We start from the raw sequence: 26,032 nt of genomic DNA, 5'->3' as shown, positions 1-26,032 counted from the left end.
AACCTCTTACCTCTTCTTTAAAAACTCTAATAATATAGTTTTTTCTCCGTGATTTTCAAATAAAACAACTGCTTTTTTATTATCTGCTGATTTTACAAATCCTTTTCCAAAAATATCATGATAAACAATATCTCCTTGTTTTATTCGGTTATCTTCTGTTTTTACCTGTGGTTTTTCAATTTTTTGCCTTTCAGTTTTTGGTTTTTCTGTTTTTGGTTTGCTACTTTTTATAAGACCGCTTTTTTCTATCTCTTCTATAAATCTTGAAGGCTTGGTTTCAAAGCTTTTAAAGGCAGAAAATCCGGCTCTATTTTTTGCATAAGATAAAAATAATATCTCTTTTGCTCTTGTTACTGCTACATAAAATAATCTTCTTTCTTCTTCAAGCTGGGTCTTGTCATATAGGGATTTACCTGCCGGAAAGATGCCTTCTTCAAGGGAAGGTAGAAAAACTACCGGAAATTCAAGTCCTTTTGATGCGTGTATTGTCATAACTTTCACTTTATCCGAATTTTCTAAATTATCCTGTGCTGATTGCAATGTTGTTTCTTCAAGAAAATCTTCAATAGATTTATTTTGCTTCTCTACCTCTTCAAATACCCTAAATAACTCATTAATATTTTCTTTTCTATCTTCATAATCTTTTGGATAATGTTCTTTCAGATAATCTTCATAATTTATCATCTGATATAACTGTTTTATAAGATAAGAAGGTTTATTCAAATTTTCTTCTATAAAAAGCATAACCGATATAAACTCTTCTGCATTAACTCTTATTTTTGATTTTTTCTTTTCATTAATAATAAAATCTTTTAATGCCTGTATCCAATCTGTTTTATAATATGTTTTTATTTTTTGTAGGGTTTTGTCTGCTATACCTTTTGGTGGTGTTGTGATAGCTCTTTCAAAGCTTGCAAAATCTTGTGGATTTACTGCCAATCTGATATATGCCATTAAATCTTTTATCTCCATTCTTTCAAAAAATCTTGTTCCGGCTACTATCTGGTAAGGTATTTTTTCCCTTAATAAAGCCTCTTCTATATTTCTTGATAAAAAGCTCATTCTTATTAATATTGCTATATCTGAATAATTTTTTCCTTTTGAAATCAGCTCTTTTATTCTTGATGCTATATATCTTGCTTCTTCTTTTTCTGATATTGCTTTATGGATTATTATTTCTTCTCCTTCTTCTTTATCTGTATGAAGGGTTAAAACTTTATCTTTCCATCTGTTTGATATTTTTGATATTACTTTGTTGGCTATATTTAATATTTTTTTTGTTGAGCGGTAATTTTTTTCAAGTTTTATAATTTTTGTGTTTGGAAATTCTTTATCAAAATTAAGTATATTTTCCGGATGGGCTCCTCTCCATGTATATATACATTGGGCAGGGTCTCCTACTACGGTTATATTTGTCCTATTCCCAAGTAAAAGTTTTAATAATTTATGCTGTATAACATTTGTATCTTGATATTCATCTACAAGTATATAATCAAATTTTGCCTGCCATTTTGATAATAAATCCCTATCATTTTCTAAAAAATATACAGTTTTTATAAGTAAATCATCAAAATCTAATGCATTATTTTCTTCAAGTTTTTCTTGGTATTTTTCAAAAACCGGTTTTAACATTGGCACCGTTAGGTTATAAATCATAAATAAATCCGGATTGTTATCTTGTTTTATTTTAGATATTTTATCTTTATATAACTCTAATTTTTGTGTATCTAAATTTAGTTCTTTTAAAACTTCTTTAAGGATTTTTTTGCTGTCTTCTTCATCGTATATAGCAAAATTTGGTTTTAATCCAAGATATTTTGCTTCAAATCTTAAAAATTTTGCTGAAAAGCTATGAAATGTCATTATCCAAAGATATGGATTTTCTTTTTTTATGAGATTTTCAACCCTTTCTTTCATTTCATTTGCTGCTTTATTTGTAAATGTTATTGCAAGTATTTTGTTTATACCATTTTGCATAAGATATGCTATTTTGTGGGTTATAACTTTTGTTTTTCCTGAACCGGCACCGGCTAAAACTAAAAGTGGTGAATCTAAATACAATACTGCTTCTTTTTGGGCTTCATTTAAACCTTTTAATATATCCATTATACTATCCTGTTCCTTTCTTTTCCTCTTAAAAATGCTTTAATATTTTCATAAATTTCTTTTACAAGTCTATTTCTTGCTTCAATACTTGTCCATGCTATATGTGGCGTTATCAGTAATTTATCTTTATTTTTTATTTTTAAAAGTGGATTATCCGGCTGTATTGGCTCTACCGATAAAACATCTAAACCGGCTCCTTTTATTAAATCTTCATCTAATGCTCTTGCAAGGTCTTCTTCATTTACAATAGAACCTCTTCCAAGATTTAGTAGTATTGCTGTTTTTTTCATCAATTTTAATTTTTCATAAGTTATTAAATTTTTTGTTTTTTCATTAAGTGGTGCATGGATAGATACAATATCTGCTTTTGATAATAACTCATCAAGGGCAACCGATGGATATATATTATTTATATTTTTTCCAGAAGTAGAGTAATATATAACATCAGCACCAAAACAAGATGCAACTTCTGCTACTCTTTTCCCTATGGTTCCAAGTCCTATTATCCCAAATATTTTTCCGTTTAATTCATAAAATGGTCTATCAAGATGTGTAAATATATCACTTTTTGCATATTTACCGGATTTAACATAATCATCATAATATCTGAGATTATTAAGAAGATAAAAAAGCATAGCAAATGTATGCTGGACTACACTTTCTGTAGAATATCCGGCAACATTACAAACGGCTATTCCTTTTTGTTTGCAATATTCTATATCTACATTATTTGTACCGGTAGCAGCCACAGCCACAAGTTTTAGATTCGGTGCATTATCAATAACTTCTTTATCAATTATAACTTTATTTGTGATTACTATATTTTTATCTTTTACCCTTTCTATCCTTTCTTCTTTTGAAGTTGTATCATAAATTTCAACATATCCAAAATCGGAAAATATGCTTAAATCTATATCCTTTCCAAGAGTTTTAGCATCAAGTATAGCTATCTTCATCTTTTCTTACCTCAAAAAATTTATAAATAAATTATACCATCGTGTAGTTTTAATTTATAGCCTCGGATACAAAAATCTTGATATTTAAGTAATTATTATCTATGCTGGCTTAAAACTTTAATCTGTTTTTTTAAATTTTTCAAAAACATCTTTATAAATGTCAGGAACTTCAGTTGTTATGGTTCCATCCGGAAGTTCAAAGTAAAAATTACCATTTTTACAGTAAACATTTGGAACTCCTTTTTTTAAATTTTCTTGCTGTGCCTTTCTTACAGCCCTATTTCCTATAACTAAAATCTTAAACTCTAATTCATCACTAAATTTATTATCCATTTAAATCCTCCAAGAACTTTTTGTATAATTCATCAATGTAAATTTGATTATCTTTGGCTACTAAAACGAAATCATCTTCACCATTAAAAATTAAACTCCAACTATCAACAAAGTTTCTCAATTCTAAAAATAACTTCTTACTTCTATAATATCTTCTTTTAATATCTTCTTCCGGAACAAAATGACCACCTGTAACAATTCTTTGTTTTACCCTTAAAATATTCTCCTCTGGTTTAGATAAAAAGATATAAATGAGCTTAACCTTAAATCTTTTTTGTTTTGCCTCTTTGATTAATTGCTTTATATATTTTCCCGAAAGAGTAGTTTCTATCACAAATGAGGAGCCTTGATTAAATTTTTCCCTAACTAATTTTAAAAACTTTCTACCGGCTTCTATATCGCTTTTGCAATGTTTTGCTATTTCATCGGTGTTTAAAAATTCAAGGTTATTTTCTTTGCAGAACTCTTTGGCAAAAGTGGTTTTACCACTTCCATTTGCTCCGGCTATGATAAATAGCGTTTTTTCCATAAAAACAGCCTCTTAATTTGGATATCTCTAATATCACTTTATCAAATCTTCAATAGAATGTTTTTTAGCAAGTTTTTTTAATTTTTTTAAAGCTCTTACTTCTATCTGCCTAACCCTTTCCCTTGATATTCCAAGAATATCTCCTACTTCCTTTAATGTTTTTGGCTCTTCTCCATCAAGTCCATATCTATGTATTATTATTTTCTTTTCTCTTGGAGATAGATAATCCAATAATTTATTTAGCTGATATTTTATATCATCTTCCAAAATATCTTTTTCTATATCTTCTGTGCCGTAATTTGATATTAAATCAGAAAGTATCATATCTTCATCATCTGTATCAATTGGTTCATCTAAGGATACAAAATATTTTTTATTTAAAAAATAGCTTTTTATTATATCTTTATCTATGCCTTCTTCTTTTATAAAATTTTCTATCTCTTCAAAGGTAGGTTCTCTTTGTAGTTCCTCTTTTAATCTAATATACGCATTATCTATTTTAGAAAAGATTGAATAACTCTTTTGTGGTTTTTTTATAATATCTGTTTGTTTATTTATTAGCTCCATTATTGATTGTTTTATCCACCATACTGCATAAGATATAAATTTTACTCCTTTAGAAGGGTCATATCTTTGGGCTGCTTCTACAAGCCCAAGATTTCCGGCAGATATAAGCTCTTGAAAAGGAATATTATATCCGGCATATCTTTTTGCAATATTTACAACAAATCTTAAATTTCCTTGGATTAATCTATGGAGTGCTTCTTTTTTTCCTTCTTTTATCTGAGATAAAATTTCTTCTTCTTCATCTTTTGATAAGAGTGGGATTTTATATATAGATTTAAGATAGTATTCAACATCTTCTTCATAATTAAATTTTCTCATAAATCTTTTTCCCCCGCTTTTACTATTATACTCATTCTTATATTATCCCTTATTATATCAAATTTAATATCTTGATTAGGTTTAAATTTTAACATCATCTTTTTTAGTTGTTTTGCATTTTTTACAGGAATATCATCTACTGCATATATTATATCACCTTCTTTCAGGCCATATTCTTTTGCAGGGCTATTTTTTTGTATTTTTATTATTATTGCTCCGCCGGAAAGATTTTTGCTTTCTTTTAGATTTTCAGGAATATCTTCTACCATTATTCCTATCCAACCTCTTCTTACTTTTCCGTATTTTATTATATCTTCGGATATATCTTTTATAGTTGAAACAGGTATTGCAAATCCAAGCCCCTCTCCTGATTGTATTATAGCAACATTCATTCCAACCACTTCCCCATCTATATTTATAAGAGGGCCTCCTGAATCTCCCGGATTTATCGCAGCATCTGTCTGGATATAATCTTCATAACTTGATATACCAAGGTCTCTATTTAAAGCCGAGATTATACCAAATGTATATGTATATCCAAGATTATAAGGAGAACCGGCAGCAATAACAAAATAACCTACTTTTATTTTTTCTTCCGGAGCAAATTTTAAAGGTTTTAGATTAGAAATAGAAGGTGTTATCGGAACTTTTATAATTGATATATCTGTTTTTGTATCTGAACCTACAACCTCTGCTTTTAGCTCTAAATCATTATAAAATTTAACTGCTATATTTTTTGCTTTTTCTATAACATGAGTATTTGTAATTATATAAAAATATTTTGCATCTCTTTTTATAATAAATCCGGAGCCTACCGATTCATTTTCTGATAAATCATATCTGAATATATTCGGAGCAGATTTATTATCATTTTGCTTGCTGAAAACCGTCACAATAGATGGAGTAACCTGTGTAATAACAGAAGATATTTTTTCCTGAAGTTGATGAATAGAATCCTTTTTTTCTAAAGGTCTTCTATCACATGAGCTAACAATAAATATTGTTATCAGGAGTAAAAATATATATGATTTGTATTCTCTCATCTATCCTTCACCATTGTTATAAAATATTTTATCATAAAAATTTGTGTGGAGTTATAAATGTCAAATCTTGGTAAATTTGAAACACTAAAAAAAGATTTTTTAGACAGTTTATCTGAAGATAAATATAATCTTCTTTCTATTATTGCCAAAAATAGCTCTTGTATCACAGATTTTATATTCAGGCATACAGAAGAGCTTGATTATATATATGATAATCTTGATAAACCATCTTTTAAAAGGGAGCAGTTAATTGAGGAAGCACTAAATCTTGTAGATATTAAACAAGATGAAGAGTTCATCAGACAGATAACATTTTTTAAAATGAAGCATTTTTCAAGAATTGTAGCAAGAGATTTAATGAAAAAAGATAGTTTATTAAATCTTATGGAAGAATATTCATATCTTGCAGATGCTTGTTTGGAAGTTGCTTATAAAAGAGCCTTTGAAAAATATAAAAATAGATACGGATATCCGATAGATGAGGCAACAGGAGATTTGGCAAAAGGTAGCATAATAGCCCTTGGGAAACATGGAGGAACAGATTTAAATTATTACTCGGATATTGATATTATGTATATATACTCAAATGAAGGGAAAACAGATGGAGCAAATAGTATCTCAAATAGGGAGTTTTTCTCATTTTTATTCAGGGATATGACAGGTTGGCTAACAAAAAGAAATTCAGAAGGAATTGCGTGGAATATAGATTTAGATTTAAGACCGGAAGGTAAAAAAGGATTAATTGCATATAGTTTACCGGTTATAGAAGCATACTATTGGTCTGTTGGTAGAATCTGGGAAAGATATATGCTTATAAAGGCAAGACATAGTGCCGGTGATATATCTGTAAGTAATGAATTTATGCAGATTATAACACCTTTTGTTTATAGAAAGCATACAGATGTTGAAGTAGTTAAAGAAATTGTCTCTATGAAAAAATTGATAGAAGAATATGCCAAAATAGATAAATCTTCACAGATAGATATAAAAAAATCGGAAGGTGGAATAAGAGAGATAGAGTTTTTCGTTCAGGTTTTTCAACTACTTTATGGTGGATACGATAAAGATTTAAGAGAAAGAGAAACAATAAAAGCCCTTAGAATACTTACAGAAAAAGGTTATGTAAAGAAAGAAGATAGCCAGCTTTTAGAAGAAGCATATATATTTTATAGAAATTTAGAGCATAGAATACAACTTAAAAATTGCGTTCAAACCCAAATTCTTAACCTAAAAGATGCACCGGAATTTGCAGAAAAACTCGGTTTAGATGAAAATCAATTTTTGAATAAACTAAATTATTACAGAAATAAAGTAAAATCTATATTTGAAAATATATTGCCGGAAGAAGAAAAGCAGTTCTCAATTTTACAAAACTATATATATACAAAACAAAATTATGAAGAAGCTATAAATTATTTAAGAGAAATCGGATTTAAAGATGCAGGCTGGGCTTTAAATTTAATAGAAAGTATATTTATATCGGAAGATTACTCTTTATTAACAGAAAATCAAAAAAATATTTTATTTGAGTATTTATCAGAATTTGAAGATGTTTTAAAACGAATTTCAGATAAAGAAAGTTTTATTATAAATTTTGTAAAATTATTAATTGATGGAAAACTACTTAGAATATTTGTTTCTGCTTTAGAGCAAAATAAAAAGCTATCCCAATTTTTAATAGATATATCAAATAGTTCAGATTATATAACTAATATTATTGCAAAAGATAAAGAGGTTTTAGATTATGTTTTCAGTTTAGATAAAGATTTAGAAAATGAGGAGCAGTTTTTAGAAGAGCTTAAAATAATAAATATACCGGAAGAAAAGGAAAAATTAAAAAAATTAAAGAAAATTGTTGAAGTAGTTTCAACATTAAGATATTTATCAGATAAAGATATAAAAGAGGAAAAATTAACAAAATTAAATGAAGCAATCACAAATCTTGCTGATTTTATCATTAAAAGATTATACAGATTGAATAATGGAAAAGATTTAGCAATTTACGGACTTGGAAAGCTTGGAAGTAGAGAGATGAATATAGGCTCTGACCTTGATTTAATATTTGTATTTAAAGATGAAGAATCTAAATATTTATATTCTAAAATACCTTCCCAAATAGTAAGAGATTTAACAGAAAAAAATCTGTATCAGATAGATTTAAGGCTTAGACCTTACGGGAAAGCCGGTGAATTATCTCCTTCTGTATCTTTTTATGAAAGATATTTTAAAGAAGAGGCAAGGGCTTGGGAAAAACTTGCATGGACAAAATCAAGATTTATAGTTGGAGATTTTGATATTGAAAATTTAATCAGGCAGTTTTTATTTTCAAAAGATATAGATAAATCATTCATAGATGAAGCAGTTGAGATGAGATATAGACTTGAAGGATTAGTCAAAGAAACAGAAAATAGCATAGATATAAAACTGGGTAAAGGTGGAATTGCAGATATTGAGTTTTTAGTTCAGATTTTTTATCTGAGAAATAAAATAAGAAATACAAGCATTTTGGAAGGTGTTAAAAATATAGCTCCGGATATTTTAGAAGATTTTATATTTTTAAGGGATATGGAAACAAAACTTAGAATGATAAAAGGCTCTTCAAGCTCTAAGCTACAAAAAGAAAGTAAAGAGCTATCCCGTATAGCAAACTTTTTAAATATAAAAGAAGAAGAATTATTTAATCAAATAAAAAATAGCAAAAACCGTATAAGAGAAAAATTTATAAAAACAGTATATAAGCTTTAAGAAATAGAAAGCATTTTTTCAAGAGGTATTCTTGCTTTTTCCATGAGTTCTTTGTCAAGAATTATCTCATTATTTTCTTCTTCTAAAACTTGTAGAACTTTATCTAAGGTGTTTTTCTTCATATCACAGCAATGGACTACACCGCAATATTCTGCTGCTTGAGGAAATATATATTTTTTATTTGGATTTTTTTTCTTTAAAGCATATTCTATTCCTACTTCTGTTCCTATTATTACCGTATCTGCTTCGCAGGTTGTTGCATATTCTATTATCTGGGTTGTGCTACCTACAAAATCTGCAATTTCTGCCGTATCTGTATTACATTCCGGATGAACTGCTATTTTTGCATCCGGATATTTTTCTTTTAAAGCAAGAAGTTCTTTTGCAGATAGATTAAAATGAGGTGGGCAAAATCCTTTCCATAATATAAACTCTTTTTCCGGAATTTGTTTTGCTACAAAACTTCCCAGAAATTGGTCTGGAACAAATATTATCTTTTTGGCATGTAGGGATTTAACTACCTTAACTGCATTTCTTGAAGTTACTATAATATCTGATACTGCTTTAACATCTGCATTTGTATTTATATAAGATACTACCACTGCATCAGGATGTTCTTTTTTTAATCTTAATACTCCTTCTACGGTAGCCATATCTGCCATCGGACAACCGCTTTCCGGATTAGGATGTAAAACTTTTTTATCCGGATTTAATATTTTTGCAGTTTCTGCCATAAATCTAACACCGCAAAAAACTATAATATCAGCATCTGTTTGCTGGGCTTTTCTTGAAAGTTCTAAGGAATCTCCTATATAATCTGCAATATCCTGTATTTCAGGTCTTTGATAATAATGGGCAAGGATTACAGCATTTTTTTCTTTTTTTAATTTATTTATTTTTTCTGCTACCTGTTTTTCGGTTATTACCATATTACCTCCTTAAAATAAAACAGCGTTATAAAAATTTATTCTTTTTTCATTTAACTGCAACTATCCAGTTATCTCCAAGTTCTTCTATGATTTCAAGGGTAGGGTCATAATTTTTTTTCAAATCTTCCAATATAAGATATAAATCATCTATAAAATCCGGTGAAGCAATTAAATCCAAAATTCCTTCTTTTCCATTTCTTGTTCTTGGAAGAGCTATTCTATCGTAGCCGTTTATTACCATAGATACAAAATTCATTTTTTCCGGATTTAGTTTAATAACAAGGTTAATAGTTTTTCTTGGTGGATTGTTTAATTTTTGGATAAGTTCCGGTGATAGCATTTTACGCCTCTTTTTTAACTGTATTTATTAATCTATTTAATATCCTATCTGCCATTTGTTCCGGAAGTAATCCGAGGTCTTTTTCTAAGAGTTCTGTTTTTCCATGTTCTATAAATCTATCCGGTATTCCAAATCTGATTAAGATATTTGTATATCCATAATCAGCCATAAACTCGGCAACTGCAGAAGAAAAGCCACCATTTAAAACTCCATCTTCCATTGTAACTATATATTTATGATTATTTAAGGTAATTTTTAATAACTTTTCATCCATCGGCTTTATAAATCTTGCATTTATAATTGTTGGATTTATGCCTTTTAATTTTAATAATTTTCTTACTTCTAAGGCTCTTTGAACATATTTACCTACCGCTAAAATTGCTATCTCTTTTCCTTCTTCTAATAATTCCCAAGAGCCTATCTCTATCTTTTCAAAATCTTCAATATTTACTCCAACAGCATTCCCTCTTGGATATCTTATAGCAAATACTTTGTTGCTATTTATAGCAGTATAAAGCAGATTTCTTAATTCTTGCTCATCTTTTGGTGCTGATATTATTATATTCGGTATAGGTCTTAAATAAGCTATATCAAAAACACCATGATGGGTAGGTCCATCATCACCTACCAATCCTGCCCTATCTATTGCAAATATAACCGGTAATTCTTGAAGGGCTACATCGTGGATTACTTGGTCATAAGCCCTTTGCATAAATGTTGAGTAATACGCAACAACCGGCTTTAATCCTTCTTTTGCAAGTCCTGCTGCAAATGTTGATGCATGCTGTTCTGCTATTGCTACATCAAAAAATCTGTCAGGAAATCTTTTTGAAAACTCTACAAGTCCTGAGCCTTCTTTCATTGCCGGAGTAATTGCAACTATTTTTTCATCTTTTTCTGCAAGTTCTACAAGAGCATCTCCGAAAATTTTGCTATATGTTGGTAAAGATGATTTTTTTATAGATAAACCGGATATTTTATCAAAAGGAGAAACACCATGAAATGTTACCGGATTTTCCTCTGCAAATTTATATCCTTTTCCTTTTTGGGTAATAACATGCAAAAGAATTGGTCCCCTCATCTGTTTAATATTTTGTAGTGTTTTTTCAAGGTCAAATAGATTATGTCCGTCAATAGTTCCAACATAAGTAAATCCGAGTTCTTCAAAGATTATTCCCGGTGCAAATAATCCTTTTGTGTATTCTTCTATCTTTCTGAGCAATCTTACTGCTTTTTTTCCTAATAATTTTTCCGTGATTTCCTTTAATTTTTGTCTTGGCTTTTGAAAAACTTGATTTGTAATTATTTTATTAAAATATGTATATAAAGCTCCAACATTAGGAGATATAGACATCTGATTATCATTTAGTATTACTATGAATTTAGATGGGTCAAGCCATCCTGCATTATTTAATCCTTCAAAGGCTTCGCCTGCTGTCATTGCTCCATCGCCTATTACTGCTATGGTGTATCCTTCCTCTTTTTTCAAATCTTTTGCTACCCTCATACCAAGTGCAGCAGATATTGATGTGCTACTATGTCCTGTTCCAAAATGGTCGTATTTGCTTTCTTTTATTTTTGAAAATCCTGAAATACCTTTATACTGTCTTAATGTTTTAAATTGTTCTTTTCTACCGGTTAATATTTTATATGTATATGTTTGATGTCCAACATCCCATACTATTCTATCTATTTCAGGGTCAAAAGCCATAAGTAATGCAATGGTTAATTCTACTGTCCCAAGAGATGGTCCTATATGCCCGCCATTTTTTGAAGTAACATCTATTATATATTCTCTTATCTCTTCACAAAGCTGATTTATCTCTTCTTTTGTTAAATTTTTTAAATCTTTATAATCATTGATTTTATCAAGTATTTTCATAACTACACCTCTTGATTTTTTAAAATTAATAGTATATATCAAATTATTCCTAAAATTGTTTTTTTGTATTGTTATACATTAAGTTAATTTAGCATTTTTGGCGAATAAGGATAACTTCTTATGAAAATTTAACAATTTTATGATAAAATATAAAACAATTATCTGATTGAGAGGGTAATATTGATAGATTTTAAAGGAAAAACGGCTTTAATAACCGGTTCTACAAGAGGAATTGGTAAAGCAATAGCCGTAGAATTTGCAAAATATGGTGCAGATGTTATAATAACCGGTAGAGATAAAAACACAGCTCAGCTTGTAGCAGACAATATAAAAAATGAATTTAATGTAAATACATATGCAATAGCCCTTGATTTATCATCAGATATATCTTCAGCAATAGAAGAAATAAACAAAATCGGAAAAATAGATATATTAGTCAATAATGCCGGAATAACAAAAGATACCCTATTTATCAGAATGAAAGAAGAAGATTGGCTTGCTGTTATAAATACTAATTTAAATGGAACTTTCAAAATAACCCAAGCTATCGTAAAAAATATGATTAAACAAAGATACGGCAGAATAATAAATATAAGCTCAATAATAGGATTTATAGGAAATATAGGTCAGGTAAATTATGCTACTACAAAAGCAGGTTTAATCGGTTTTACAAAATCTCTTGCAAAAGAACTTGCATCAAGAAATATAACGGTAAATGCAGTAGCACCGGGATTTATTGAAACTGATATGACTGAAACACTTCCTGTTGATATAAAAGAGAATTATCTTAAACAGATACCTCTTGGCAGATTCGGAAAGCCGGAAGATGTTGCCAATGTAGTTTTATTTTTAGCTTCTGATTTAGCTTCTTATATTACCGGTGAAGTTATTCATGTAAATGGCGGAATGTATTAAAAAATTTTTATATAGGAGGTTTTGAAAATGTCTATTGAGCAAAGAGTAAAAGAAATTATAGCTGACCAGCTTGGTGTTGATATTGAGAGTATCAAGCCAGAATCTAAATTTGTAGAAGACCTTGGAGCAGATTCATTGGACGTAGTAGAGCTTATTATGGCTTTTGAAGAAGAATTTGGAATAGAAATTCCTGATGAAGATGCAGAAAAAATATCAACAGTAGGAGATGTTTTAAATTATATATCTTCTAAAAAAGGAGCTTAATATAAGATGAGAAGAGTCGTCATTACCGGTTTAGGAGCTGTAACACCGCTTGGAGAAAATGTAAAAGAATACTGGGAAGGTCTTATAAACGGCAAAAGTGGTATAGATATAATCAAAAGATTTGACCCTGTTGCTTATAACCTTCCTGTATTGATAGCCGGCGAAGTAAAAAATATAGATTATTCTAAATATCTTGACTCAAAAGAACTCAAAAGAATGAGTGATTTTGTTAAATTTGCAGTAATTGCTGCAAAAGAAGCTATCTTAGATAGCGGTTTAGATTTAGAAAAAATAGATAAAGAAAAAGCCGGTGTTATAGTCGGAACCGGTATTGGCGGACTCAGAGATATAGAAGAACAACAGATGGTTTTAATGGAGAAAGGAGCAAGAAGAGTATCTCCTTTCTTCATTCCATCTGGAATATCAAATATGGCTTCCGGATATATATCCATAGAGTTTGGATTTAAAGGACCAAATTCCTGTGTAGTTACAGCCTGTGCTACCGGAACCCATTCCATAGGAGATGCATTTAAAATAATACAAAGAGGCGATGCTGATATTATGATTGCCGGTGGAACAGAGTCAGCAATTACACCACTTGGAATAGCCGGTTTTGCCAATATGAAAGCCCTTTCTACAAGAAATGAAGAACCTACAAAAGCATCAAGACCATTTGATGCAGAAAGAGATGGCTTTGTAATGGGAGAAGGAGCAGGAATATTAGTACTTGAAGAGTTAGAACATGCTATAAAAAGAGGAGCAAAAATATATGCAGAAGTTGTTGGCTATGGAATGACAGGTGATGCATACCATATAACAGCTCCTTGTGCAGATGCAGATGGTGCAATCAGAGTTATGAAAATGGCTTTAAATGATGCAAGAATAAATCCAACAGAAGTAGATTATATTAATGCCCACGGAACATCTACACCTTTAAATGACAGAGTAGAAACTCATGCCATAAAAGAAGTATTTAAAGAACACGCATACAAATTAAAAATAAGCTCTGTAAAATCTATGATAGGACATTTACTTGGAGCAGCAGGAGCAGTAGAAGCAGTAGCAACTGCTTTAACTATAAAACATGGCATAATCCCACCAACAATTAATTATGAACATCCAGACCCTTATTGTGATTTAGATTATGTTCCTAATAAAGCAATAGAATATCCGGTAAAAGTTGCTATATCTAACTCATTTGGATTTGGCGGAACAAATGCTTGTCTTGTATTTAAAGCTTTTGAGTAAATATGGATGAAAAAGTTATAAAGCAGTTTGAAGACAGAATTAATAAAATAGAAGCTATACTTGGATATAATTTTAAAGATAAATCCAATATATTATCAGCAATAACCCATCGCTCATTTGTAGCCGAATACCCGGAAAAAATAAAAGATTATGAAGTTTTAGAATTTCTCGGAGATGCAGTTTTATCTTTAATAGTAAGTGAGATACTTATTAAACAATTTCCAAATGCAAGAGAAGGAGAGTTATCACAACTTCGCTCTTCAATTATTAGTGAAGCATATCTTTCAAGGCTCGGTAGAAAAATAAGCCTTACAGAGATAGCACTTGTCAGCAAAGGTGAATTAATGCAAAAAGGCACAGAAAGAGAATCCCTTCTTTGTGATGTATTTGAAGCTATTTTTGGAGCTATATATGTAGACTGCGGATATAATATCTCAAAACCAAGGGCAATATTCAAAAAATTATTTTACAAAGATTTAATAAATGATATAAAAACCGGAAATATACCAAGAGATTATAAATCCCTTCTTCAAATATACACACAAAAACATTTTGGCATAGCACCTAAATATAAATTAATTTCAGAAGAAGGTCCGGAGCATAGCAAAATATTTACAATAGAATGTAAAATAAGTGATAAATTAACAACAAGCGGAAAAGGAAAATCAAAAAAAGAAGCAGAAACAGAAGCAGCAAAAAAAGCATATATACAGCTTCATAAAACAAGCAATACAGAAACATGATTTTCAAATAAATCTTTCTTCTTTATAATTTTCTTAACAGTTATTCCTTTTTCTAAAATCTCTTGTAGATACTCTTCTCTTGTCAAGATATTTATATCTTTTAGATTATTAAAATCTTTTATCTCTTCTATCTTTTTCTTTAAATAAAAAGAAAATGCAGGATTAAATCTTTTATAATAAAAAACCGGTTTATCTTTTTCAATATACGGCAAAATATACAAAACAGAAGATTCTTTGTCAAATTTAGGAAAGATATAATAAAAGAATAAAAATATCATTAATACAGAAGAAAGAGATAAAGAAGCAAAAGAATATAAAAATCTATCTTTTAAATAAAAATAAAGCCCTATAATAGCTCCAATTGTTAAAATAATAAAATAAAAGGCATTGTAAGATAAATAGGATAGAGTTTTATCTTGGCTAATAAAATAGAATAATGCAAAAGTTAAAATTATTGTCAATAAAATATAAAAAATTATGGAAGCAGTGTTAAATCTATTTTTTTCAAAATTGGATAAATAATTTCCAATTATGATTGATAAAGCCGGATATATTGGTGTAGTGTAATTTGGAAGTTTTGTTCCGGAAAATGAAAAAAATATAATCCATAAAGCTACTGCTATAAAAAGATATATAAGGCTATCTTTTTTATCTTTAAATAAATGAAAGATAGATTGAATAGAAAAAATAGAGAAAGGAAGAATACCTATAAGAACAAATAAAACCGGTAAAAGAAAATTTCCACCATGTCCTTCAAAAGTTGTAGAATATCTTTCTATATTATGTTTAAATAAAAATTCCTTAATCCAAACGCCATCGGTTTTTATCCAAACAGCAATATACCAGGGAAGAGATATTGCTGATATTATTACAAATCCTTGAAATAATTTTAAATCTTTAATAAATTTAAGCTCTTTTTTATAAACCAAAAATAAAAATATAATTGTAGAAGGTAAAACAAAAGCAACTAATCCTTTTGTCAAAATGCCAAGTCCTATGGATATATAAAAGATATAAAGCCATATATCCTTTTTCTCTGCATAAAAAAGATAAAAACTAAATAAAGCAGAAGTTATAAAAAATATAAGATAAGGGTCAGGGACAGCTAAATGAAACTGAATGGCAGTATGCATAGAAGAAATTAAAATAATTGCCGATAAAAATCCTATCTTTTCATTAAAAACTTTTTTTCCAAATAAAAATGTTATTAATACTGTAAAAGCACCAAAAATTGAAGAAAAAAATCTTGCAGAAAACTCATTTACTCCAAAAATTTTGTATGCTATTATCATAAAGTAGTAATGCATTGGTGGTTTATCAGTTCTGAGTTCATAATTAAATGTAGGGACAATATAATCCCCTCTTTCCATCATCTCCCTTGCACAGGATGCATTTTTTGCTTCATCTAAGCTAATAATTGACAAACCACCTATATTTGCAGAAAATATAAAAAATGCTATGATAAATAAAAATATTGATTTGATTATTTTTAACTACCTCGCAGATTAAATTTAATGTAAAATATTATATCTTATCAAGATTTAAAAAGGAGAAATATGGGACATTTGAGATTTTTAAATGCGGGAGAATCCCACGGACCGGCATTGACAGCTATTATAGAAGGAATACCTTCTAATTTAAAAATATCTTCTGAATTTATAAATAATGAGCTTGTAAGAAGACAAAAAGGATATGGCCGTGGCGGTAGAATGAAAATAGAAAAAGATACCGCAGAAATATTATCCGGCGTAAGATTTGGATATACCCTTGGCTCACCTATAACATTGATGATAAAAAACAAAGATTGGGAAAACTGGACTGATATAATGTCAATAGAAGGCTCACCGGTAGAAAAAAAACAGATAATAGAGCCAAGACCTGGACATGCAGATTTAGTTGGTGGAATAAAATATGGTTTTTATGATTTAAGAAATGTTTTAGAGAGAGCAAGTGCAAGGGAAACAACAACAAGGGTTGCAGTAGGAGCTATTTGCAAACAATTTTTAAAAGAATTTGGAATAGAGATAGGAAGTTATGTTTTATCTATCGGTGAAAAATCAATAAAAGATAAGATAGAAGATATGCCTTTAAAAGAAAGATTTGAAAAGGCAGAGAGTTCAGAGATTAGAATACCTCTACCGGAGTTAGACCAAGAGTTTAAAGATTATATAGACAAAGCAAAAGAAGATGGTGAAAGTCTTGGTGGTATATTTGAGGTTTTTGCAATTGGAGTGCCTATCGGTTTAGGCTCTTATGTCCAGTGGGATAGAAAATTAGATGGAAAGATTGCCCAAGCATTTATGAGTATTCAAGCTATAAAATGTGTAGAAATAGGAGATGGATGTAGGCTATCTTATTTACCCGGCTCAATGGCTCATGATGAAATATTTTATGACAAAGAAAAAGGATTTTATCATAAAACAAACCATGCCGGCGGTATTGAAGGCGGTATCTCAAACGGAGAACCAATAATTGTAAGAGCGGCTATGAAACCTATCCCAACATTGATGAGACAAAAATCATTAAAATCTGTAAATGTGATAACAAAAGAGCCTTTTATGGCGGCAAAAGAACGCTCAGATATAACAGCAGTTCCGGCAGCAGCAGTTGTAGGAGAAGCAATGCTTGCAATAGTTTTAACAGATGCCATATTAGAACAATTTGGTAATGATAATATGAATAATATCAAAAAAAGATATCAAGATTATATTGAATATATAAAAATTTATTAAAAAGGAGGTCATTTATGACAAAAGTTGCATGGAGCATTACACACCAAGAATTTATAATATCAGACCATTACTATTTTTCTAAGCTTGAAAGATACACAAAAGAAAATAGCATTATAGTAGAAGAAGTTGATAAATTTGAAAAACTTGCAGATTATGATGTTATAGTTTTCAACTATCCGGAAATACCATTTACAAAAGAAGAAGCAGATTTCATAGAAGAACTTGTTAAAAAAGGGAAAAAAGTAGGTATATATGCATATTACAAAAATGAAGACTCCATAGCAGATAGATGTAATACTTTATCAGAAAGATTTGGGATAAAGTTTAACGGAGATATTGTAACAGACGATGTTAACAATTATGATAATGATAATCTATTAATAACCACAACAGATATATTTCCAAAGCTAAAAGAAAAAGGAATTCAAAAAGTTATGCTTGCATGCACAGATACATTAACAATAGCAGAAAATGTTAAACCTTTAATAAAAGCTGAAAATACAGCTATTTCAAAACTTGGAAAAGAAAAAATATTATTTGCAAAATATGATGACCCAAGTGGTGGCTGTTTTATAGCCGGTGGAACTTGTGTTTTCTGGGATAATTACTCAATAGATTTATATAATAATAAAGAATTTAGCCTTGCATTACTTATGAAAAAGAATGGATAAAATAAAAGAAAACGACACCGTAGAATTAACAAACGGAAAAGATAGATTCTTTATAAAGATAGAAAAAGGAAAGGTATATTCTACCCATCTTGGTAATATTAACCATGATGATATTATCGGAAAGGAATGGGGCGATACTATACAAACCCATTCCGGACATAATTTTATATTAATAAAGCCATCTTTATACGATATTATTATGTATGCCATAAAAAGACAAACACAGATAATATATCCAAAAGATTCCGGATATATAACTTTAAAGCTCGGATTAAGAAATGGTATGAAAGTTTTAGAATCCGGTATAGGAAGCGGAGCTTTGACAATAGTTATGGCAAATGCATTATATCCAGATGGCAGAATTTATGCTTACGAAAAAGAAGAAAAATTTTTAAATAATGCATTAAAAAATATACAACTTGCTGGATTTGAAAACACTGTAAATGCTTTTATTTTTGATTTGGCAAATCCACTTCCGGAAAAAAATTTTGATGCTGCTTTTATAGATGTAAGAGAACCTTGGCTTTATTTAGATAATATAAAAGAAGCATTAAAAAAAGGTGCCCCAATTGGTTTTTTACTCCCGACCACAAATCAAGTTATAGAATTATTAAAAGGATTAAAAAATCATGGATTTATAAATATAGAAGTGCAGGAATTATTTGTTAGGGACTATAAACCGATTTTTGACAGATTTAGACCGGAAGATAGAATGGTTGCCCATACCGGCTATTTAATATTTGCAAAAAAAGGATTTTAAAGCTATTGAAATAAAGGAAAAAAATATATATAATATATACCTGTTTACACGGAGGATGTAGCTCAGTTGGCAGAGCACATGGTTGTGGCCCATGTGGTCGCGGGTTCAAGTCCCGTCATCCTCCCTTTATTATTTTTGAGGATATGAAAATGAAAAAGATAATATTAGCAGGGATTTTAACATTTGCAACATTGGTTAGCTCCTGTTCTCAAGTATCATTTGCATCTAAAGAGCCGGTTGTATTAATGGCAAAAACGGAAAATAGAAAAGATTACCAATTTGTGATACCTGCAAATTTTGTATTAGATGAAGCCAATTCAATGATATATGATTCTTCTAAATATTATAGGGCATATCTCATATATAAAGGACAGGGGAATATCATTGATTTGGTAGATTTTTTTGATAAAAATATGGCAAAACTTGGTTGGCAGAAAGAATCTTCTTTGATTTCAAAAGAAGCTATCTTAGCTTACTCAAAAGAAGATAAATTAGTAGTTATTAGAATAGAGTATGGTTTAACAGAAACAGTTATAAGAATATTATTAACAGCTAAATAAATCTGCGAGTGTGGCGGAATTGGCAGACGCGCGGGACTTAGGATCCCGTGGCTGAAAAGCCGTGTGGGTTCAACTCCCACCACTCGCATTCATTAAACATATAAACACAATTTCCAAAATTAAAAAGCTATTTGTAAATGAAATATAGAAAGATTAGAGTTAAACTATATTGACATAATAAATTTTATGTATAAATTTATGCGTATAAACAAATTTAAAAGGTGATAAAAATGAAGCTAAAAAACCAAAAAACTAATAAAGTTAGAAAAAATATAACTCTTTCCAAAGAAGCAGAAGAAAAACTAAAAGAACTTGCAAGAATAGAAAATAAATCCCAAAGTGAGCTAATAGAAAAACTTATAGAAAATGTTTATAAAGAAATAGAAAAAAAGAAAAAGTTAGAAGCTTTAAAAAGAATAGTCGAAAATAGAAAGTATTTTAAAGAGATAGACCCAAATCTTACTATTCAAAAAATTAAGGAGCAAATGGAAAGTGAGTTGTAAAAAAGTATTTATAGATGCCAATGTCATTTTAGACCTATTTTTAGATAACAGACCTTATAGTGAATATTCCAAAGAAGCTTTTTTCCATTTACAAAAAAATAATGTAGAACTTTTAACAAGTTGTGATTTAATAACAACAGTTTACTATGTGTTAAGAAAATACGACAAAGAAAAAGCTTTAGAAAACCTTTCATATACTTTGGAATTATTATACTTAATACCATTTTCAAATTATGAAACTAAAAAAGCCATAGAATTAATGCAAAAAGATAAAAACTTTAAAGATTTAGAAGATACTTTACAATATGTTTTAGCAAAAGAAAACCAATGCGATTTAATTTTATCTAATGATGATGATTTTTACTCACCAGATATAAAAAAGATAAATACAAAAGATTTTTTAGAAAAACTGACATAAGCAACATAAAAGCACATTAGAAAAAATAGTTCAGCAGAGTATACAAATTCTAAAAATTAGATTTTAAATTGCTTAATTTCAAAATTATAGAAAAAAAAGGGCAGATTAACTGCCCCTTTGAGATTAGATATCAAAATAAAGTTCAAATTCTTTTGGATGAGGAATTAATCTTATAGCGTCATGTTCTGCTTGTTTTGTTTCTATCCACATATTAATGAAATCTAAATCCATTACTCCACCTTTTAATAAAAATTCATTATCAGCTTTAAGAGCATCTATTGCTTCTTGGAGAGAACCTGGTGTTTGTGGAACATTCGCAAGTTCTTCCGGTGGTAATGAATAGATATCTTTATCAAGAGGTTCTCCCGGATGGATTCTGTTTTCAATACCATCTATAGCTGCCATAAGTAATGCTGTAAACGTTAAATATGGGTTAGATGAAGCATCAGGGAATCTTACTTCTATTCTTTTAGCTTTTGGAGAATCTACTATCGGAATTCTTATAGCAGCACTTCTATTTCTTGCAGAATATGCAAGTCTAACAGGAGCTTCAAATCCAGGCACTAATCTGTGATAAGAGTTTGTTGTAGGATTTGAAAATGCTGCTATAGCCTTGGCATGTTTTATTATTCCGCCGATAGCATATAAAGCTATATCAGATAAACCGGCATAGCCATTTCCTGCAAATAAGTTTTGTCCTTTATTCCAGATAGACATATGAACGTGCATACCCGAGCCGTTATCACCTGCAAGTGGTTTTGGCATAAATGTAACAAATTTTCCATATCTATAACCAACATTTCTAAGAACATATTTGTATTTTAGAATATTATCTCCACTGCCTACTATGTCAGAAAATCTGAAATTTATCTCTCCCTGTCCTGCTGTAGCAACTTCATGATGCTCTCTTTCTACTGTTAAGCCAACTTCTTCAAGGGTTTTTACCATTTCCATTCTGATATGGTGAGTTTTATCTAAAGGAGATACAGGGAAATATCCTCTTTTAAAAGGAATTTTATATCCAAGGTTTGGATTTTCTTCTCTTCCTGTATTCCACCAACCTTCTTCAGAATCTACTTCATAATAAGAATGGTTTGCTCCATTGCTAAATCTTATTTCATCAAATATAAAGAATTCAGCTTCCGGTCCAAAATAAGCTATATCTCCTATTCCGGATGCTCTTAAATATTCAAGAGCTTTTTTTGCAATCTGTCTTGGGTCTCTATTGTAAGCCTCTTTTGTAATAGGGTCTACAACATCACAGATAAGAGATAATGTAGGTTCTTCTATAAATGGGTCTATAAATGCTGTTTTTGGATCAGGAATAAGAAGCATATCAGATTCTTGAATACCTTTCCAACCTCTTATTGATGAACCATCAAAAGGAATTCCTTCTTCAAAACTATCTAAGGAAAACTCATGGGAAGGAATAGTAATATGTTGCCACTGTCCAAATGGGTCAGAAAATTTTACATCAATAAAAGAAATACCTTTTTCTGAAATAACACGCATTACATCATCTGGTGTTTGACATTGAATCATAGTCATAAAAAACCTCCTATATAAAAATTTTTAAATTGCTTCCGGTCCTCTTTCGCCTGTTCTTATTCTTATTACATCTTCTATTGGGATAATAAATATTTTTCCATCACCTATTCTTCCTGTTCTTGCAGCTTGCATGATAGCTTCAACTACTTTCTCTACAATTTCATCATCAACTACAATTTCTATTTTTAATTTAGGTAAGAAATCAATAACATACTCTGCTCCTCTATATAACTCTGTATGTCCTTTTTGTCTTCCAAATCCTTTTGCTTCTGTAACGGTCATACCATAGACACCAATATTGGTTAAAGCATCTTTTACTTCATCAAGTTTAAAAGGTTTAATAATCGCTTCAATTTTTTTCATTTAACGCCTCCTTCTATAAAATATACAAATTTTATGCCAATTTAATTTTTTCAATAACTTATTTGTTTTATATCTAAATTTATACCAAAATTTTTATCAATTTTGCATATTTTTTATGCAACTAAATAATTATTTTGCACAAATTTTATGCATTTAAATCAAAAACAACAACTTTTATTTCTGTATAATCTTCAATTGCAAATTTAGGCCCTTCCCTTCCTATACCACTACCTTTAACACCACCATAAGGCATATTGTCAGCTCTAAATGTAGGAATATCATTTATTATAACACCACCAACATTCACATTTTGAATAACTTTCCATGCATTTTTTAAATCATTTGTAAATATTCCAACTTGCAAACCATAATTTGTTTTATTTACAAGCTCAATGGCTTCTTCTATGGTTTTGAATCTTTTAACAGCAACTACCGGAGCAAATGCTTCTTCATAAAATAATTTTGATTCTTCCGGTGTATCTGTTATAATTGTAGGTTGAAAAACGGTTTTATCTTCTGCACAAGACATGCCACCACTGATTAATTTTCCACCTTTTAAAACTGCTTCCTGTATCCAAGTATGTATTCTATCTACTTCATTTAATGATATAACAGGGCCTACATCTGTATCCTCTTCCATAGGGTCTCCGAATTTAAGCTTAGAAGCTTCTTCTTTAAGAAGCTTTTCAAATCTATCTGCAACTTTCTCATGAACTAATACTCTTTGGACAGAAATACAAACCTGTCCTGCCAATGCAAATCCACCTATAACAGATTTTTTAGCTGCTATTTCAAGATTTGCAGTTTCATCTACAATTACGGCAGAATTTGAGCCAAGCTCCATAACTATCTTCTTTAATCCCGCTTGTTTTGCTATTATTTCTCCTACCTTTAAACTTCCTGTAAAAGATACAACCCTAACATCCGGATGGGTAGTCATTGCCTGCCCTACATCTGCAAAACCCGGAATAACCGATACTGCTTCTTCTGGCACTCCTGCCTCTAAGAATAATTCACAGAGCATTATTGGTGATAGAGGTGTTTTTTCACTTGGTTTTAATATAAAAGGACAGCCGGCTGCAATAGATGGGGCTATTTTATGGGCTGTAAGATTTACAGGAAAATTAAAAGGTGTGATTGCAGATACAATTCCTGCTGGCTCTCTAAAATAAAATCCTTTTTTCCCTTTTCCATTTTCAGAAGCATCAATATGAATATATTCTCCATGTATTCTTTTTGCTTCTTCGGCAGAAAAAGTTATCGTGTTAATTGCTCTATTTACTTCTATTCTTGCTTCTCTTATTGTTTTTCCGGTTTCTAAAACTATTGCTTTAGCAAAATCTTCTTTTCTTTCTTCTAAAAGTTTTGCTACCTTTGATAATATCTTATATTTTTCATAAGATGATAACTCTTTTAATTTCTTTAATCCGATTTTTGCTTTTTCAATGGCTTTTTCTACATCTTCTGGAGAACCTTTTGGAACTTCCCCAATCTTTTGAAGATTATACGGATAAATCACATCTATTTTTTCTTCTTTATCTAAAAATTCTCCACCGATAATCATCAATTTTTTAATCATTTTTAAATCCTCTAAGGATTTTTATTAAGATATTATAGCATTTTTGAGATTAAAAAGGATTTTTTTTAAGCTGAGAAATTGAGGAAATTAGATGAAAGCCCTGCTTTTATGCAGGGCTATTTGGGATTATATACCTTCAGGTCTTTTTACATCATAAAGGATATCATCTGTTGGATGTCTGTATAATGGCATATCAAGGCGTTTTTCATCAAGATAATGTCCTATGAATCCTATTGACCTACCGAGAACAAAGAATGCATTAAATGCTCCGGCATTTATAAGTTCATCTATCTCTTCTTCTGTATAACCAAGGGCTCTAAACATATCAACAAGAAGAACTCCTATTGTACCATCAACATTAAGAATTAAGTTTTCTTTCTTAGAAGTTGTAACTTTTTCTACTTCAAGGGCATATTGTAATAAATCTGTTGATGGGAAATTTTTAAATGCATAAGATTTAAGAAGCTCTACCCTTTTATCCGGATTTTTTGTAGATTTTATTCTATGTCCTATTCCCGGTATAGGTATTTTTTCTACATTTTTCATATATTCAACAAATTCATTTGGAGACATATTTTTCTCTTTTGCCATTTTAAAATATTTAGCAGCTCCATCAATAGCTCCACCAAATCTTGGCCCTATCGCCAATATACCTGTTACAAGTGAAGACATTAAATCTTTACCGGCTCTTGCTGTAACTTTTACATTGTGAGCTCCTGCTACTGCCGGTCCGTGGTCTGCTACAACTCTTATAACCATATCTATGAAACCTGAAGCCCATTCAGGGAATTTCTTTTTAAACCACAATAAACCAATAACATCGGCTATAGATAAACCTTTTTCTATAACTTCACTTATAGGAACTCCACAATATGTAGCTTCTTCTCCTCTATCATCCGAAATTGTGCATATAAAGTTTGTTGGTTTTCTTACTTTTCCTTCTCTTATAGCTTTTGATAAATCTTCCGGTATTGGTGGAACTTCCGGCTCCTGTATAGGTTGAATTTTTCCTTCTCCGAGAAGCATTTCATATATTCCTTTTATTACATGAGGAAGTTCATTAAAGTTATTAGGAACATGAACTCCTGCTTCTTTTAATGCTCTATTTTTTGCATCTGCAGTTTCTCTGTCTGCTCCGGCTTTTGCTCCTGCGTGCCCAAACTGGACTTCTCCACCGAAGAATTTAGATATTGTTCCTATACACCAACCGATAACCGGTTTCTTTATTAAACCATTTTTAACAGCTTCTGCTACTTTATATTCAAGTTCTCCACCTACTTCTCCAAGTAATATCATAAATTTAACTTGTGGATTTTGCTCAAATCTAACTAAATGGTCTAAAAAGTCAGAACCTGGAAATCTATCACCACCGATTGCTATACCCTCTGCAAGTCCATCTGCATTCCTTGCTATTATGTTGGAAAGCTCATTGAATAATCCACCAGACCTTGTAACAAGACCAACTGAACCCGGTCTATGTAATTTAGATTGAATAATATTTTCTATTGTTCCACCGGTGTTTGCTATTCTGAATGCTCCTGGTGCTATGCCACCAACTGTTGCAGGCCCGATTATCCATTTACCAAGTTGTTTCGCTCTTATTCTCATTTCCCTTGCATATCTTTCCGGAATACCTTCTGCAGTTATAACTATTGTTCTTATTGTTGGTATATCAAAGGCTTCCAATGTAACATTATAAGCAGTTCTAAATGATGCAAAATTTAATAAAACATCAGCTTCAGGATGAAATTTAGCTGCTTCTTTTGTTGATTTATAAATTGGGATAATTATCTCTTTTGTTCCGTAGAAAAATTTTTCAAATGTTCTTTCTGCTGTAGGTGCTACAATTGCAGCAATACTTGGAGACCTTCCTACAACATAATCATAATCAAGCATTCTTTGAATTGCTGTTGTGTTTAAATTCCAGAAAATAGCTTTTGTGTTTCTGTCAAATAATAAATAATCTGGTCTGCTCATTTA

General features: G+C 30.1%; 25 protein-coding genes and 2 tRNA genes. 13 read left to right on the top strand and 14 right to left on the bottom strand.

Annotated features, from left to right (window positions below; translation table 11 throughout):
* Positions 1-6: 6 nt before the first annotated feature.
* The 6 genes from QOR43_RS03155 to QOR43_RS03130 form a co-directional block, all read right to left on the bottom strand.
* Positions 7-2,106, bottom strand: coding sequence for an ATP-dependent helicase (locus tag QOR43_RS03155; RefSeq protein WP_265133986.1), 2,100 nt, complete (start codon positions 2,104-2,106; stop codon positions 7-9).
* Positions 2,106-3,062, bottom strand: a complete 957-nt coding sequence (locus QOR43_RS03150) for a D-2-hydroxyacid dehydrogenase (RefSeq protein WP_265133987.1) — start codon at positions 3,060-3,062, stop codon at positions 2,106-2,108. Before QOR43_RS03150 ends, QOR43_RS03155 begins: the two co-directional genes overlap by 1 nt.
* Before the next feature lie 117 nt (positions 3,063-3,179).
* A complete protein-coding gene (locus QOR43_RS03145; RefSeq protein WP_265133988.1) occupies positions 3,180-3,395 on the bottom strand; it encodes a hypothetical protein in 216 nt (71 codons plus the stop codon).
* Complete coding sequence (locus tag QOR43_RS03140) at positions 3,388-3,924, bottom strand: ATPase (protein ID WP_265133989.1); 537 nt, start codon at positions 3,922-3,924, stop codon at positions 3,388-3,390. Before QOR43_RS03140 ends, QOR43_RS03145 begins: the two co-directional genes overlap by 8 nt.
* Before the next feature lie 33 nt (positions 3,925-3,957).
* Complete coding sequence (locus tag QOR43_RS03135; protein WP_265133990.1) at positions 3,958-4,809, bottom strand: sigma-70 family RNA polymerase sigma factor; 852 nt, start codon at positions 4,807-4,809, stop codon at positions 3,958-3,960.
* Positions 4,806-5,852 (bottom strand): S1C family serine protease, encoded by a 1,047-nt coding sequence (locus QOR43_RS03130; protein WP_265133991.1) that lies wholly within the window; start codon positions 5,850-5,852, stop codon positions 4,806-4,808. Before QOR43_RS03130 ends, QOR43_RS03135 begins: the two co-directional genes overlap by 4 nt.
* A 57-nt stretch (positions 5,853-5,909) precedes the next feature.
* Here QOR43_RS03130 and QOR43_RS03125 point away from each other — a divergent pair, with 57 nt between their 5' ends.
* Complete coding sequence (locus tag QOR43_RS03125; RefSeq protein ID WP_265133992.1) at positions 5,910-8,597, top strand: [protein-PII] uridylyltransferase family protein; 2,688 nt, start codon at positions 5,910-5,912, stop codon at positions 8,595-8,597.
* On the opposite strand, the gene nadA is transcribed toward QOR43_RS03125, so the two are convergent.
* The 3 genes from nadA to dxs are packed head-to-tail and all read right to left on the bottom strand — an operon-like array spanning position 8,594 to position 11,748.
* A complete protein-coding gene (nadA, locus tag QOR43_RS03120; RefSeq protein WP_265133993.1) occupies positions 8,594-9,526 on the bottom strand; it encodes a quinolinate synthase NadA in 933 nt (310 codons plus the stop codon). The two genes, QOR43_RS03125 and nadA, sit on opposite strands and share 4 nt — an antisense overlap.
* Before the next feature lie 46 nt (positions 9,527-9,572).
* Positions 9,573-9,866, bottom strand: a complete 294-nt coding sequence (locus QOR43_RS03115) for a DUF4911 domain-containing protein (protein WP_265133994.1) — start codon at positions 9,864-9,866, stop codon at positions 9,573-9,575.
* Position 9,867: 1 nt separating this feature from the next.
* Positions 9,868-11,748 (bottom strand): 1-deoxy-D-xylulose-5-phosphate synthase, encoded by a 1,881-nt coding sequence (gene dxs, locus QOR43_RS03110; RefSeq protein ID WP_265133995.1) that lies wholly within the window; start codon positions 11,746-11,748, stop codon positions 9,868-9,870.
* 180 nt (positions 11,749-11,928) lie between these two features.
* Between dxs and fabG the strand changes: the two genes are divergently transcribed.
* Genes fabG through rnc form a run of 4 tightly spaced genes read left to right on the top strand, consistent with a single transcriptional unit; the run spans position 11,929 to position 14,918 of the window.
* Positions 11,929-12,663 (top strand): 3-oxoacyl-[acyl-carrier-protein] reductase, encoded by a 735-nt coding sequence (fabG, locus tag QOR43_RS03105; RefSeq protein ID WP_265133996.1) that lies wholly within the window; start codon positions 11,929-11,931, stop codon positions 12,661-12,663.
* Between the two features lie 27 nt (positions 12,664-12,690).
* Positions 12,691-12,927 (top strand): acyl carrier protein, encoded by a 237-nt coding sequence (acpP, locus tag QOR43_RS03100; RefSeq protein ID WP_265133997.1) that lies wholly within the window; start codon positions 12,691-12,693, stop codon positions 12,925-12,927.
* Between the two features lie 6 nt (positions 12,928-12,933).
* The gene (fabF, locus tag QOR43_RS03095) at positions 12,934-14,175 is read left to right on the top strand and encodes a beta-ketoacyl-ACP synthase II (RefSeq protein WP_265133998.1); all 1,242 of its coding nucleotides are present in this window, start codon (positions 12,934-12,936) and stop codon (positions 14,173-14,175) included.
* Positions 14,176-14,177: 2 nt separating this feature from the next.
* Positions 14,178-14,918, top strand: a complete 741-nt coding sequence (gene rnc, locus QOR43_RS03090) for a ribonuclease III (protein ID WP_265133999.1) — start codon at positions 14,178-14,180, stop codon at positions 14,916-14,918.
* Here rnc and QOR43_RS03085 read toward each other — a convergent pair.
* Positions 14,891-16,378, bottom strand: coding sequence for an ArnT family glycosyltransferase (locus QOR43_RS03085; protein ID WP_283571421.1), 1,488 nt, complete (start codon positions 16,376-16,378; stop codon positions 14,891-14,893). The genes rnc and QOR43_RS03085 overlap by 28 nt on opposite strands.
* Positions 16,379-16,474: 96 nt before the next feature.
* Here QOR43_RS03085 and aroC point away from each other — a divergent pair, with 96 nt between their 5' ends.
* From aroC to QOR43_RS03045, 8 genes are all read left to right on the top strand, one after another.
* A complete protein-coding gene (gene aroC / locus QOR43_RS03080; RefSeq protein WP_265134000.1) occupies positions 16,475-17,650 on the top strand; it encodes a chorismate synthase in 1,176 nt (391 codons plus the stop codon).
* A gap of 14 nt (positions 17,651-17,664) precedes the next feature.
* Positions 17,665-18,321, top strand: a complete 657-nt coding sequence (locus QOR43_RS03075) for a hypothetical protein (RefSeq protein WP_265134001.1) — start codon at positions 17,665-17,667, stop codon at positions 18,319-18,321.
* Positions 18,314-19,081, top strand: coding sequence for a tRNA (adenine-N1)-methyltransferase (locus QOR43_RS03070; protein ID WP_265134002.1), 768 nt, complete (start codon positions 18,314-18,316; stop codon positions 19,079-19,081). Before QOR43_RS03075 ends, QOR43_RS03070 begins: the two co-directional genes overlap by 8 nt.
* Positions 19,082-19,132: 51 nt before the next feature.
* A tRNA-His gene (locus tag QOR43_RS03065) sits at positions 19,133-19,205 on the top strand.
* Positions 19,206-19,230: 25 nt separating this feature from the next.
* On the top strand, positions 19,231-19,641 hold the full coding sequence (locus tag QOR43_RS03060) for a hypothetical protein (protein ID WP_265134003.1): 411 nt from the start codon (positions 19,231-19,233) through the stop codon (positions 19,639-19,641).
* 4 nt (positions 19,642-19,645) lie between these two features.
* Positions 19,646-19,729 (top strand) — tRNA-Leu (locus tag QOR43_RS03055).
* A gap of 142 nt (positions 19,730-19,871) precedes the next feature.
* Positions 19,872-20,144 carry a ribbon-helix-helix protein, CopG family gene (locus QOR43_RS03050; protein ID WP_265134004.1) on the top strand — a complete coding sequence of 91 codons (273 nt, stop codon included), beginning with the start codon at positions 19,872-19,874 and terminating at the stop codon, positions 20,142-20,144.
* Positions 20,134-20,562 carry a type II toxin-antitoxin system VapC family toxin gene (locus QOR43_RS03045; RefSeq protein WP_265134005.1) on the top strand — a complete coding sequence of 143 codons (429 nt, stop codon included), beginning with the start codon at positions 20,134-20,136 and terminating at the stop codon, positions 20,560-20,562. Before QOR43_RS03050 ends, QOR43_RS03045 begins: the two co-directional genes overlap by 11 nt.
* A gap of 123 nt (positions 20,563-20,685) precedes the next feature.
* Here the strand turns inward: QOR43_RS03045 and glnA are convergent, their stop codons facing one another.
* The 4 genes from glnA to QOR43_RS03025 form a co-directional block, all read right to left on the bottom strand.
* Entirely contained in the window at positions 20,686-22,110 is a 1,425-nt protein-coding gene (gene glnA / locus QOR43_RS03040; RefSeq protein ID WP_283571420.1) for a type I glutamate--ammonia ligase, read from the bottom strand.
* A gap of 24 nt (positions 22,111-22,134) precedes the next feature.
* On the bottom strand, positions 22,135-22,473 hold the full coding sequence (locus QOR43_RS03035; RefSeq protein WP_265134006.1) for a P-II family nitrogen regulator: 339 nt from the start codon (positions 22,471-22,473) through the stop codon (positions 22,135-22,137).
* A gap of 145 nt (positions 22,474-22,618) precedes the next feature.
* Entirely contained in the window at positions 22,619-24,052 is a 1,434-nt protein-coding gene (locus tag QOR43_RS03030; protein WP_265134007.1) for an aldehyde dehydrogenase family protein, read from the bottom strand.
* 126 nt (positions 24,053-24,178) lie between these two features.
* A complete protein-coding gene (locus tag QOR43_RS03025; protein WP_265134008.1) occupies positions 24,179-26,029 on the bottom strand; it encodes a citrate/2-methylcitrate synthase in 1,851 nt (616 codons plus the stop codon).
* Between the last annotated feature and the right edge of the window lie 3 nt (positions 26,030-26,032).

The sequence above is a fragment of the Venenivibrio stagnispumantis genome (assembly GCF_900182795.1).
Taxonomy (GTDB): Bacteria; Aquificota; Aquificia; order Aquificales; family Hydrogenothermaceae; genus Venenivibrio; species Venenivibrio stagnispumantis.
This window is presented reverse-complemented; position numbering and strand designations above follow the sequence as displayed.

What these genes read in the sequence shown, in the direction of transcription:
- QOR43_RS03060 (WP_265134003.1), top strand. Translation starts at nt 19,231, where the DNA reads ATGAAAAAGATAATATTAGCAGGGATTTTAACATTTGCAACATTGGTT.
- QOR43_RS03150 (WP_265133987.1), bottom strand. Translation starts at nt 3,062, where the DNA reads ATGAAGATAGCTATACTTGATGCTAAAACTCTTGGAAAGGATATAGAT.
- aroC (WP_265134000.1), top strand. Translation starts at nt 16,475, where the DNA reads ATGGGACATTTGAGATTTTTAAATGCGGGAGAATCCCACGGACCGGCA.
- nadA (WP_265133993.1), bottom strand. Translation starts at nt 9,526, where the DNA reads ATGGTAATAACCGAAAAACAGGTAGCAGAAAAAATAAATAAATTAAAA.
- QOR43_RS03035 (WP_265134006.1), bottom strand. Translation starts at nt 22,473, where the DNA reads ATGAAAAAAATTGAAGCGATTATTAAACCTTTTAAACTTGATGAAGTA.
- QOR43_RS03030 (WP_265134007.1), bottom strand. Translation starts at nt 24,052, where the DNA reads ATGATTAAAAAATTGATGATTATCGGTGGAGAATTTTTAGATAAAGAA.
- QOR43_RS03135 (WP_265133990.1), bottom strand. Translation starts at nt 4,809, where the DNA reads ATGAGAAAATTTAATTATGAAGAAGATGTTGAATACTATCTTAAATCT.
- fabF (WP_265133998.1), top strand. Translation starts at nt 12,934, where the DNA reads ATGAGAAGAGTCGTCATTACCGGTTTAGGAGCTGTAACACCGCTTGGA.
- QOR43_RS03145 (WP_265133988.1), bottom strand. Translation starts at nt 3,395, where the DNA reads ATGGATAATAAATTTAGTGATGAATTAGAGTTTAAGATTTTAGTTATA.
- QOR43_RS03050 (WP_265134004.1), top strand. Translation starts at nt 19,872, where the DNA reads ATGAAGCTAAAAAACCAAAAAACTAATAAAGTTAGAAAAAATATAACT.
- QOR43_RS03130 (WP_265133991.1), bottom strand. Translation starts at nt 5,852, where the DNA reads ATGAGAGAATACAAATCATATATATTTTTACTCCTGATAACAATATTT.
- QOR43_RS03115 (WP_265133994.1), bottom strand. Translation starts at nt 9,866, where the DNA reads ATGCTATCACCGGAACTTATCCAAAAATTAAACAATCCACCAAGAAAA.
- QOR43_RS03140 (WP_265133989.1), bottom strand. Translation starts at nt 3,924, where the DNA reads ATGGAAAAAACGCTATTTATCATAGCCGGAGCAAATGGAAGTGGTAAA.
- glnA (WP_283571420.1), bottom strand. Translation starts at nt 22,110, where the DNA reads ATGACTATGATTCAATGTCAAACACCAGATGATGTAATGCGTGTTATT.
- QOR43_RS03075 (WP_265134001.1), top strand. Translation starts at nt 17,665, where the DNA reads ATGACAAAAGTTGCATGGAGCATTACACACCAAGAATTTATAATATCA.
- QOR43_RS03070 (WP_265134002.1), top strand. Translation starts at nt 18,314, where the DNA reads ATGGATAAAATAAAAGAAAACGACACCGTAGAATTAACAAACGGAAAA.
- QOR43_RS03025 (WP_265134008.1), bottom strand. Translation starts at nt 26,029, where the DNA reads ATGAGCAGACCAGATTATTTATTATTTGACAGAAACACAAAAGCTATT.
- QOR43_RS03125 (WP_265133992.1), top strand. Translation starts at nt 5,910, where the DNA reads ATGTCAAATCTTGGTAAATTTGAAACACTAAAAAAAGATTTTTTAGAC.
- QOR43_RS03155 (WP_265133986.1), bottom strand. Translation starts at nt 2,106, where the DNA reads ATGGATATATTAAAAGGTTTAAATGAAGCCCAAAAAGAAGCAGTATTG.
- dxs (WP_265133995.1), bottom strand. Translation starts at nt 11,748, where the DNA reads ATGAAAATACTTGATAAAATCAATGATTATAAAGATTTAAAAAATTTA.
- acpP (WP_265133997.1), top strand. Translation starts at nt 12,691, where the DNA reads ATGTCTATTGAGCAAAGAGTAAAAGAAATTATAGCTGACCAGCTTGGT.
- rnc (WP_265133999.1), top strand. Translation starts at nt 14,178, where the DNA reads ATGGATGAAAAAGTTATAAAGCAGTTTGAAGACAGAATTAATAAAATA.